The 10,078-nt window shown below is 70.1% G+C and carries 10 protein-coding genes; 8 read left to right on the top strand and 2 right to left on the bottom strand.

Translation table 11 applies throughout. From position 1 onward, the window contains the following. Nucleotides 1–171: 171 nt before the first annotated feature. The 3 genes from QZ483_RS10530 to QZ483_RS10520 all read left to right on the top strand — a co-directional run bounded on the left by QZ483_RS10530 (nucleotide 172) and on the right by QZ483_RS10520 (nucleotide 3,605). Complete coding sequence (locus tag QZ483_RS10530; RefSeq protein ID WP_297083748.1) at nucleotides 172–1,509, top strand: GH1 family beta-glucosidase; 1,338 nt, start codon at nucleotides 172–174, stop codon at nucleotides 1,507–1,509. Between the two features lie 258 nt (nucleotides 1,510–1,767). Beyond that, entirely contained in the window at nucleotides 1,768–2,175 is a 408-nt protein-coding gene (locus tag QZ483_RS10525; protein WP_297083746.1) for a sigma factor-like helix-turn-helix DNA-binding protein, read from the top strand. After that, entirely contained in the window at nucleotides 2,172–3,605 is a 1,434-nt protein-coding gene (locus QZ483_RS10520) for a hypothetical protein (RefSeq protein ID WP_297083744.1), read from the top strand. The genes QZ483_RS10525 and QZ483_RS10520 overlap by 4 nt, the downstream gene beginning before the upstream one ends. A gap of 65 nt (nucleotides 3,606–3,670) precedes the next feature. Here the strand turns inward: QZ483_RS10520 and QZ483_RS10515 are convergent, their stop codons facing one another. Continuing rightward, a complete protein-coding gene (locus QZ483_RS10515; protein WP_297083742.1) occupies nucleotides 3,671–4,351 on the bottom strand; it encodes a DUF998 domain-containing protein in 681 nt (226 codons plus the stop codon). Between the two features lie 130 nt (nucleotides 4,352–4,481). Between QZ483_RS10515 and QZ483_RS10510 the strand changes: the two genes are divergently transcribed. From QZ483_RS10510 to QZ483_RS10490, 5 genes are all read left to right on the top strand, one after another. Further along, nucleotides 4,482–4,718, top strand: coding sequence for a hypothetical protein (locus QZ483_RS10510; RefSeq protein WP_297083740.1), 237 nt, complete (start codon nucleotides 4,482–4,484; stop codon nucleotides 4,716–4,718). A gap of 1 nt (nucleotide 4,719) precedes the next feature. Next, the gene (locus tag QZ483_RS10505) at nucleotides 4,720–5,487 is read left to right on the top strand and encodes an ABC transporter ATP-binding protein (RefSeq protein ID WP_297083738.1); all 768 of its coding nucleotides are present in this window, start codon (nucleotides 4,720–4,722) and stop codon (nucleotides 5,485–5,487) included. Continuing rightward, nucleotides 5,469–7,001 carry a hypothetical protein gene (locus QZ483_RS10500; protein ID WP_297083735.1) on the top strand — a complete coding sequence of 511 codons (1,533 nt, stop codon included), beginning with the start codon at nucleotides 5,469–5,471 and terminating at the stop codon, nucleotides 6,999–7,001. Before QZ483_RS10505 ends, QZ483_RS10500 begins: the two co-directional genes overlap by 19 nt. Beyond that, nucleotides 6,994–8,037 carry a Gfo/Idh/MocA family protein gene (locus QZ483_RS10495; protein WP_297083733.1) on the top strand — a complete coding sequence of 348 codons (1,044 nt, stop codon included), beginning with the start codon at nucleotides 6,994–6,996 and terminating at the stop codon, nucleotides 8,035–8,037. The genes QZ483_RS10500 and QZ483_RS10495 overlap by 8 nt, the downstream gene beginning before the upstream one ends. 75 nt (nucleotides 8,038–8,112) lie before the next feature. After that, complete coding sequence (locus tag QZ483_RS10490; RefSeq protein ID WP_297083731.1) at nucleotides 8,113–9,108, top strand: Gfo/Idh/MocA family protein; 996 nt, start codon at nucleotides 8,113–8,115, stop codon at nucleotides 9,106–9,108. Nucleotides 9,109–9,113: 5 nt separating this feature from the next. Here QZ483_RS10490 and QZ483_RS10485 read toward each other — a convergent pair whose 3' ends face one another. After that, on the bottom strand, nucleotides 9,114–9,734 hold the full coding sequence (locus QZ483_RS10485; RefSeq protein ID WP_297083730.1) for an SGNH/GDSL hydrolase family protein: 621 nt from the start codon (nucleotides 9,732–9,734) through the stop codon (nucleotides 9,114–9,116). Between the last annotated feature and the right edge of the window lie 344 nt (nucleotides 9,735–10,078).

The raw sequence follows: 10,078 nt of genomic DNA, 5'->3' as shown, positions 1-10,078 counted from the left end.
GCGCGGACCAGGGTTTCACGGTCACGGAATGAGCCAGGACGGGGCGCGTGCCACGCCGAGCACGCGCCCCGTTCTTCACCGATCTACTCGGCTGCTCATCGCCCGTGCACGGGGTCGCGCTTGCGCCAATGCGTCGCGCCCGTGGGGCACCTCCACAGGAAAGGTCTCCCCATGCCCACCTTCCCCTTCGACTTCGTGTTCGGCGTCGCCACCAGTGCCTTCCAGATCGAAGGTGCCTGGGACGCTGATGGCAAAGGCGCGTCCATCTGGGACACGTTCGGGCATATGCCGGGCAACGTCGATGGAGACGTCCCGGGCGACGTCGCCTGCGACCACTACCACCGGTATCCCGAGGACATCGCCCTCATGCGTGGCATGGGATGTGACAGCTACCGCTTCTCCTTCAGCTGGCCGCGAATACTGCCTGAAGGCGTGGGGCAGGCCAATCCCCTGGGCCTCGATTTCTATGACCGACTCGTGGACGCGATGCTCGAGGCGGGCATCGTCCCGAATGCCACGTTGTACCACTGGGATCTGCCACAGGCGCTTCAAGATCGGGGTGGTTGGCCCCACCCTGATTCGCCCCAGTGGTTCGCGGAATACGCGGGGCTCGTGGCGTCGCGGTTCGGCGACCGGATCCCGCTGTGGTCGACGCTCAACGAACCCATCTCGCTCTGGGTCGGCTACGGCATGGGGGTCTTCGCGCCGGGGATCGCTGATCCGGTTCTGGGGCGCCAAGCCATGCACAACGGGCTGGTGGCGCACGGCCTCGGAGTGATGCAGTTGCGCGAGGCCGCCCCCGAGGCGGACATTGGTCTCGTGCTCGACATCTGGAAGCGGCATCCCAGCAGCGACTCGGATGCAGATCAGGCGATTGCCGACCGCGATGAGGACACGAGTTTCCGATTCTTCCTCGACGGGGCACTGCGCGGCGGCTACGGGGCACGCGTCGTCGACACACTGGAGCGCGAAGGCACCATGCCTGTCGTGCGTGACGGCGACTTTGCAACGATGAGTCAGGGTCTCGACTACCTCGGTCTCAACGTCTACGGGCGCGTCGTCGTCGACGCACAGCACTACAACCCGGAGTGGTGGGTGACGGCCGGCCAGCACCCTTCCGGCAACTACCTCCAGAACGGCATGGAGTTCTACCCCAAGAGCGTCTACGACGCGATCATGCTCGTGCGGGACGAGTATGCGGACGATCTGCCCCTCTTCATCACGGAGAACGGCGTCGCGGACGGCGACGGCCTCTCCGCGGACGAGTGCTTGAACGACGCTGAGCGAATCGACTACATTCGCGGCTTCCTGACATGGATCGCCCGGGCCATGGACCACGGTGCGGACGTGCGCGGGTACTACGCATGGAGCCTCATCGACAACTACGAGTGGGCAGCCGCCTTCACGAAGAAGTTCGGCCTCGTGCACGTCGACCCGGACACGCTGGAACGCACGCCCAAGGCTTCAGCGCGGTGGTACGCCAAAGTGATCGAAGCGAGGGGCTTCTAGCGCGAGACCCGCGCGACGCGGTCCGCATTGAGCCGGGGCCGCTCTGCTGGTCTCCTGCCGGTGGCCGACAGTGGCGCAGGGCGACCCCACCGTCTGGGCACCGTCATCCGCCTAGGTAGTGTGACTGCGATGACTCGGACCGATGTCGCCGATGTCGCGGCGCAGGTGTACCGCGACGCCGGGTCGCGCCTGACCGCCTACGGCTACGTCCTCACCGGCTCCCACCACGGCGCAGAGTAGTTGGTGCAGGCCGCCGTCGTGAAGACCTTCGTCAAGCGCCGTCGGCTCCATGACGCCCGCGCGGCCGAGGGCTACGTCCGCGCCACCATGCGGACTGTCCACGTGGATGGGATCCGCCGCGACAGCACCTGGCGGCGTCTGATCCCGAAGGTCGCGCCCCGCGAGACGGTCGAGCACGCCCCCGAGGTCGACGATCATGACGAGATCACCCGGGCGCTCGCGCAGCTGCCGCCGCGCGTGCGCACCGCCGTCGCTCTGCGCTACTACGACGACCTCACGGTCGCGGACATCGCCCACGCGATGCGCCTCAACGACGGCACCGTGAAGAAGTACCTGCAGGAGGGCCGCGAACGCCTCGCGCCGCTGCTCGGCGTGAGTGCCGAGGAGCGCGAGCGCCTGCCCGTGGTCGAGAGGAGCGAGCGATGAGCGACTTCCACAGCGAGCTGCACCGCGCCGCCGCGCCCCACGGCGACGCCGTGGGAGAAGACCTGAGGGCCGATGCTGTGGTCGCCTCGAGCGTGGACGGCATCCAGCGGGGGAGGCGCCGCCGCGCGGCCGTCGCGGGCGGCGCAGCTGCCGTGGCCGCCGTCGCGGTGGTCGGGGTGGGGATCTGGCTCGTGCCCGTTGGCGGCGAGGACCAGGAGCCCGCGGGCGGCGATGCCGTGCACGCCGGGCCGTGGCTGTACGACGTCGGATCCGATCCGAGCGGCTTCCCGGTGACCGAGCCGGCGCTCCGGGTGAGCGGCGAGCGCGCGGTCATGTGCGGCGACGAGTTATCGCTTGCGGCAGGCGTGACCGTGCATGACCCGGACGCCTACGGTCGTGGGCTGTTCTTCGCGGCGGAGCTGACGACCCTGGGCGAGACCACCGACGAGGTTCCGCCGACGGTCCGCCAGCCGGTCGACCCCGACAACCCCGACGGACCGTGGACCGGGTGGGACCCGGACCAGGCTTTTTGGGATGGCACGAGCGGGGGTGCTGCGGGCACGGCTACGACGATCTCGCTGCTCATGGACGGGCAGACTGTGGTGGGCGTCGGTCAGGGATCGAGCCGTACCAGCGGCGACCGCGGCTGGTCCGCGGGCGGTGCAGGGGCGCATATCCCGAGCGAGGATGCGTGCGACCTGACCGGCATGACGTGGGAGGAGATCGCAGCGCTCGAGCCCGGCGACCCCTTCGACACGCTGGTCGTCACCCAGTTCTGGAGTGCTGCGGACTTTGGCCAGGGGACCGCGTTGGACGAGCGCGTGCCGCTGGCGACCATCGTCGTGGATCCTGTTGAGCTCGCGAACACCGATGCCTCGCCCGGCCAGGCGCTGGACGCTTTCGTGGCGGCTCAGGAGGTCGACGCCGCTCCCGCCGAGCTGCGCGAGCCCGACGGCTTCTCCCACCAGGCCTTCGTGGTCGAGCGCCCCCAGCCCGGATGTGCGCCCCTCTCGGACCTGCGCAGAGCGGGCCACCCGAGCACCACCGACCTCGAGTATTCGGCAGTGCTGGGCGAGGTGGGGACGCTCGACGGGATGCTCTGGGGTGCCGAGCCCGTGCTGCGGACCGCCGACGGCGACGACCCTTGGTACGTGGGCCGGGATGCGTGGCTGGTCGCGGATGCGGTCAGCGCCGGCATCGAGGACCCGCACCTGGAATGGACGTCGCTCAGCAGCGAGCCAGTGTGGGCGCTCGCGATCGGCGGTGAAGACCCGCTCCGCGATCCCGACTGCGCCTACGTGCAGCCCATACCGGATGTGTCGGGTGCGGTGTTCCTGGTAATTGACGGCGTCGACCCCGATGGTGCTGTCGACGCGACGGGAGAGGGTCGCCTCCAGACGTGGGTCTACCTGGGCGAGGCGACCACCTGACCCGAGCGAAATGGGCCCACTTCACTCGTCTAGGGCTCAAGGCGAGCGAAGTGGGCCCATTTCGCTCATGAGGATGCAGGCGGCGCGGTCGCCTTGACCAGCCGCATGCCCAACCACGCCTGCCAGCCCGGCAGCACCACCATCACGAGCAGGCGCTGCCACCAGCCGAAGCCGTCGCCCGTGGTCTCCGCCCACACGGTGAAGGTCACGAGCAGCACGAGCGTCACCAGGCCCAGCGCCAGGTGAGGCAGGGCGAGCGGTCGCAGCGTGGGCTCGCGACGCAGCGCGAACCACGCGGCGATGCCGAAGACGATGAGTCCACCGAACGCGAGGATGCCGGCCAGCGTGTGCATCATGTTTTCGGTCGACGGGGCGCCGACCCGCCCGACGTCGTCGGCCCGGAATACCCCGGACCCGACGAAGCCGACGCCGGCGACGAGCAGCGTGGCGAGCACCAGGTGGGCGCCCCGCAGGCCGCGCAGCGCGCGATGCAGCGCGATGCCGACGGCCATCCACCCGAAGCCGAACACCACGAACGCCGCCTGCATGAGCCAGTCGAGGTCGCCGCGCGCATAGTTGCTGACGAACGCGCAGCACGGCTCCAGGTCGGAGCGGATCCAGTGGAACGCGACCACCACGCCCACCCAGAAGCCGGCGGCGAAGACCGCGGCGAGACCCAGCGCGCCCGACGACAGCGGCACGCGACCGGTCGTCCGCTGCCCAGCCCGCGCATCGGCCCTGCTCATGGTCGCCCCCTTCGAGGTCGTCCCTGCTTCTCACGGTACTCCGCGCATGTACCGCCCGCCCGCGGCGCGACCTTGTTGCTAGGGTCGAGGCGGGTCGCGCGGGTGCGGCCCCAGAATCACAGGAGAGACGATGGCGGACAATAGCGACCTCAACCAGATGAAGGAGCCTCAGCGGGGAGGTGGCGTGTCCTCGAAGGGCTGGATCGGCATCCTCGGCACGCTCGTGGTGCTTGCCCTCATCGTCGGGCTCATCAGCAACGAGACCGAGATCGAGGTCTTCGGCATCCCCCTGCGGCCCTCGTACCTGGTGCTGATCGCCTTCTTCGGCGGCTTCTTCACCGGTCGCTTCCCCCCGCGCCAGCGCTGACATGAGCGAGTCGCTCGCCATCCGGGTCGAGGGGCTGCGCAAGTCCTTCGGCGACAAGACCGTCACCGATGGCCTCGACCTGGAGATCCCGCGCGGATCCTTCTACGGCATCGCCGGCCCCAACGGCGCCGGCAAGACCACCGCGATCCGGCAGATCATCGGCGTGCTCGAGCCGGACGCTGGGTCCATCGAGCTCGACGGCGTGGCTGTGTGGCCGAACCCGCTCGAGGCCAAGCGCCGCCTGGGCTTCGTCGCAGACAATCCCGCGCTGTTCGAGCGCCTGTCAGGCCGCGAGATGCTCGAGTACGCGGGGCTGCTGCGCGGGATGGACCCCGCGGACATTGCCCAGCGCGCAGGTGAGCTGCTGCGGATCCTGGGCCTCGAGGAGGCCGAGAACCGGATGGTCGCGGACTACTCGCTCGGCATGACCAAACGCATTGGCCTCGCGGTCGCCCTGCTGCACAGCCCCCGCGTGCTGATCCTCGACGAGCCCTTCGGCTCGCTCGATCCGGTCAATGCGCAGGTGATGGAGGAGATGCTGCAGCGCTATCGCGCGGGCGGCGGCACGGTCGTCTTCTCGAGCCACGTCATGGACGTGGTCGAGCGGCTGTGCGATCGCCTGGTCGTCATCTCCGCGGGACGGGTGCACGCCGAGGGGACGGTCGATGAGGTTCGCGGCGACGCCTCGTCTCTCCAGCAGGCGTTCGTGGACCTCGTAGGCGGGCGCGACCTGGACGAGGGAGAGCTGTCGTGGCTGCAGTCCTCCTGAGGCTGCGCCTCGCGATCCAGCGTCACGGTCGCGGCTCGACGGTGTGGGTGACGTGGTCCATCGCGGCCGTCCTGGGGCTCGCGGGTGCTGGGCTCGTCGGCTTCCTCGAGTCTCTCGACAACGGCGACGCGCTCGTGCTGATGGTGTTCTTCGTGCTGTTCATCGGGTGGGTGGTCCTCCCGGTGACGGTGCCTGCTCTCCAGGACCAGACGGTGGACCCGCAGCGCCTGGAGATGTATCCGATCACGACGGTGGAGAAGGTCAGCGGCCTGCTCCTGGGCGGCCTGGTGGGGCCCACCGCGCTGTTCACCTTCCTGGTCGCCAGCGGAGGCGCGCTCGCGCCCGACGAGTCGGTCGGAGTGCGCGTCGCGGTCCCCCTGGTGTCCGTGATCTTCGTGGTGATGTGCGTCGCCGCGTCGCGCGCGCTCCAGGCGCTGACGGTGCGCGCAGGCTCCTCCCGGCGCGGCCGCGACGTGGTGCTGGTCCTCACCGGCCTCATCACGATCGGCCTGTACCTCGCGGTCCAGTACTTCTCGAACAACACCTCCGCGCTGTCCGCCTTCGAGTCCTCGACAACGGCCACGATCCTCGAATGGACGCCGCCCGGTGCAGCCGGGCAGGTCAACCTCGACATGCGCGCGTTGGACTGGGCCGATGCCATCGGCGGTCTCGCCTATGCTCTCGCGTGGACCGTGGCCTTCGTGGGCGCGTGGGTGTGGGTCCTGAGCCGCCGCGATAAGGGCGGTGGCGGCGGGACTGCCAGGCGCCGTGTCTCGCGCACCGGCGACGACGCCCTGTCGCTCACCGGCGGAGCGTGGAGCGTACTGGCCCCATCGCCCGCGCTCGCCTCGGCCGCGCAGTTCGCCCACGCGCTGTTCTTCCGCAACGCGCGCGCGTCTCAGCAGGTGCTGATCTCGGTGGTGTTCGCGGGGCTTCTTTCGCACTCGACCGGCATGGAGCACGGGATCCCGTTCGCGGCCGCGCTGTACGGAGCGTTCGCGACCATCTCGATGGGCAGCGGCGTGCTCAACTATGACGGGCGCGGCATGGAGTACCTCACTGTCGCCGGTGCGCCGATGCGTCCGGTCCTTGTCGGCAAGGTCGCCGTGGTCGCCGGCGTGGGTTTCGTGGGCGTGCTGGTCTTCGTGATGTCCGAGGCCGCTCTCACCGGGAGGTGGGCCGACATCGCGGGAGCGGGGATCTTCGGACTGGCCGGCGTGCTGTGGGCTGCCGCCGTGGGCGCCGTGATCAGCGTCTTGGCGCCCTTCGACTCCGAGCATCGTGGCAAGGGCCGCGGACGAGCGCTGATCTTCATCCTCGGCGGCCTCGGCGTCGTGCTCGGCGTGGTCGCCGGGGTGGCGACGGCGGTGCGGGCGCTGGATGTCCCGCTGCTCGCCGCTGCGGTCGTGGTGCTGGCGCTCGCGGCCGTGTGCCTGTGGCTCGCGCTGCGTGTCGCCGCCGCCAGGCTCCAGGTCACGCAACTGTCGGTGGCGGAGGCCGTCTCGGTTGGCTGATCGGCGTTCATCGGCCCCGTCAGCGCGCCTGCCCGGCCCCGAGGCCGCTCCGGCGCTCCGGTGGGGAGTCATCGGCGCGGGCTGGATCGCGGATGTGTTCGCGCGCTCGCTGCTGGGGCACACGGCATCGCGCATCCGGGCGGTCGCGAGCCGGGACGCGGCGCGCGGGGACGCGTACTCCCGTCGCTACGACGTGCCGACGGTGCACTCGGGGAAGCGCGCATACGAGCGCCTGGTCGCTGACCCCGACGTGGACGCCGTCTACATCGCGACGCCGCACTCGCACCACCGCGACCATGCGCTGCTCGCCGTCGAGGCCGGCAAGCCGGTGCTCGTGGAGAAGGCGTTCGCGCGCAACGCGACGGAGGCGCGCGAGGTGCTCGGCGCCGCCAGCGCCCGCGGAACCTTCGTCATGGAGGCAGTCTGGACGCGCTTCCTGCCGCACATGGTGGAGGCCCGCCGCCTGGTCGCGGAGGGCGCGATCGGGCGCGTGGTGCACGTCAGCGCGGACTTCGGCGGCACCCCCGAGTACGACCCCCGGCACCGCAACTTCAACCCTGAGCTCGCGGGCGGCGCGCTGCTGGACCTGGGCGTCTACCCCATCAACCTGGTCCACGACTTCCTGGGCGCTCCGGAGTCGCTGCGAGCCGCCGGTGCTCTCGCGCCCACCGGAGTGGACCTCAGCGAGACCGTGCTTATGGACTATCCGTCGCGAGGCGCGCAGGGCGTCGCGCTGTCCACCTTCGAGGCCGACACCGCGAGGGTCGCGTCCATCGCCGGCACCGAGGGTCGCATCGACATCCACGCGGAGTACTACCGGCCCAGCTCCTTCACGCTGACCCGCGGCGGGAGGCGCATGCTCGAGTTCGACGGCTCGGGCCCGCTGGGCTGGCAGCACCAGTTCGCCGAGGTGGCGCGCTGCGTCGCCGACGGCGCCACCGAGTCCGCGATCATGCCGCACTCCGCCACGCTCGAGATCATGGACGTCCTCGATGAGGTGCGTCGCCAGCTGGGGGTCGTGTACCCCGGCGAGTAGCGCCGATGCGCGCGCCATTGTCCGTGTCGCGGATCCGCGAGTGCGATGGCGTGGCGCGCCAGTAGGGTGAGAGGCATGACGACACCTGACCCGAAGTCCGCGCCCGCCATCCGCTGGGGAATCCTCGGAGCGGGCGGCATCGCCCACAAGATGGCCGATGCGATCATCCACCACACCGCGTCCGAGCTGGTCGCGGTCGGGTCGCGCACCCCCGGCAAGGCGGAGGCCTTCGTGGCGGATGCCGGTGAAGGCACGGCCTACACCTCGTACGAGGACGTCGTGAACGACCCGAACGTGGATGCCGTCTACGTCGCCACCACCCACAACGATCACCACGAGCCCGCGCTCCTCGCCATCGAGGCAGGCAAGCACGTGCTGGTGGAGAAGGCCTTCACCCAGAACACCGCGCAGGCAGAGACCGTGATCGCCGCCGCCCGCGCCAAGGGCGTGTACCTGCAGGAGGCGATGTGGACGCGCTTCCTCCCGCACGTGGTCGAGCTGCGCGCGGCGATCGAGCGGGGCGAGATCGGCGACATCGTGTCGCTGCAGGCCGACCACAGCCAGGCCCTGACGCACGTCGAGCGGATGTTCCGCCCCGAGCTGGCAGGCGGGGCACTGCTGGACCTGGGCGTGTACCCGGTCGCCTTCGCGCACGACATCCTGGGCGTCCCAGACGCCATCACCGCGGTGGGCCGCCTCCGTGACACCGGCGTCGACGGCCAGGTGTCGATGGTCTTCGAGTACCCCACCTCGCAGGCGACGCTCCACACCACCATGGAGGTGCGCGGCCCCAACACCGCCGTCATCACCGGCACCGAGGGCCGCATCGAGATCGCCGACACCTTCTACGCGCCCACGACCTTCACCGTGACCCGCCAGGACGGCACGTCGTGGACCTACGACGGTCGCGTCGAGAACGGCTTCCAGTACGAGGCCGCCGAGGTGGCCCGCGGCATCGCCGAGGGTCGCTCGGAGTCCGCAATTCTGCCGCTCGACCAGACCCTCGAGATCATGCGCATCATGGACGAGGTGCGGGCGCAGATCGGGCTCGTGTATCCGAACGAGCGGTAGGCGGGTCAGCTGCCGTCGATGACGTGCGAGGTGAGTTCCGCGATGACGGCGTGGCCCTCGACGGTGGGCTGGCCGTCGGCGGCGACCAGGTCGGGTCGGTCCTCCAAGGCGTCGCCCAGATCCACGTAGGTTGCGCCCGCCTGCGCCGCCTGATCAGCGATGACGGCGTTGAGGCTCGCGACGTCGGGCGCGGTCGAGGCATTCGTGTCCAGTGCGCCGATCGCGTAGACCTTCGCGGCGGGGAACGTCTCCGCGAGCGTCACGAAGGTGGCGTGCACCGCGGCCTCGATCTCGCCGAGGGTTGCTCCCAGGTCGCTGGCCCCACCGGAGATCACGATCACCTGGGGGTCCTCCTCGAGCACGCGGTCCACGCGCTCGCGGTAGGTGGTCATGCAGTCCTGTCCAGGCCGCGTGTAGCCCGAACCCTCGCACCCCGCGTTGACCTCACGCCAGCCGAACTGCTCGGCCACGAGCGTGGGCCAGCGGCCCTCGATCTCGTCCATCTTCAGTGACGTCCCGGCCGTGTCGGCGTCGCCCAGGAACAGGGCCGTGGGCGGCTCCGACGCGCAGGCCGAGAGCGACGCCACCGCCGCAGCGGTGACGGCCCAGATGAACCGACCCCTCATGCCGTGCCCCCTCAGGATCAGGTCTACTCCTCGCGTGCGCGCGAGCGCCAGACCTCTGTGGCGTGTTGCACTCACCGGACCCGCGCATCGGCCCTCCCGAACCGAGCGAAAGGGGCCCGAATCGCTCACCTCGGGGCTTAGGCGAGCGATTCGGGCCCCTTTCGCTCAGGAGGAGAGGGGTGTCGGGGGGCGCCGGTAGGTTGGGTCCCATGACGGGGTTCTTCGTGGTGGTCGAGGGCGGCGACGGGGTCGGCAAGACCACTCAGATCGATCTGCTCGCCGGGCGGCTGCGCGCGCCGGCGGGCGGAGGATTCGACGTCCTGACCACGCGCGAGCCCGGTGGC

Source organism: uncultured Demequina sp., assembly GCF_913055775.1.
In the GTDB taxonomy this organism is placed as follows: domain Bacteria; phylum Actinomycetota; class Actinomycetes; order Actinomycetales; family Demequinaceae; genus Demequina.
The sequence above is the reverse complement of the archived record's forward strand: the minus strand, read 5'-3'. Positions and strand labels throughout refer to the sequence as shown.

Bases quoted from the DNA above. Each gene is read 5' to 3' on its own strand.
- QZ483_RS10520 (WP_297083744.1), top strand. From the start codon at position 2,172: ATGAGCGACTTCCACAGCGAGCTGCACCGCGCCGCCGCGCCCCACGGC.
- QZ483_RS10505 (WP_297083738.1), top strand. From the start codon at position 4,720: ATGAGCGAGTCGCTCGCCATCCGGGTCGAGGGGCTGCGCAAGTCCTTC.
- QZ483_RS10510 (WP_297083740.1), top strand. From the start codon at position 4,482: ATGGCGGACAATAGCGACCTCAACCAGATGAAGGAGCCTCAGCGGGGA.
- QZ483_RS10515 (WP_297083742.1), bottom strand. From the start codon at position 4,351: ATGAGCAGGGCCGATGCGCGGGCTGGGCAGCGGACGACCGGTCGCGTG.
- QZ483_RS10530 (WP_297083748.1), top strand. From the start codon at position 172: ATGCCCACCTTCCCCTTCGACTTCGTGTTCGGCGTCGCCACCAGTGCC.
- QZ483_RS10490 (WP_297083731.1), top strand. From the start codon at position 8,113: ATGACGACACCTGACCCGAAGTCCGCGCCCGCCATCCGCTGGGGAATC.
- QZ483_RS10485 (WP_297083730.1), bottom strand. From the start codon at position 9,734: ATGAGGGGTCGGTTCATCTGGGCCGTCACCGCTGCGGCGGTGGCGTCG.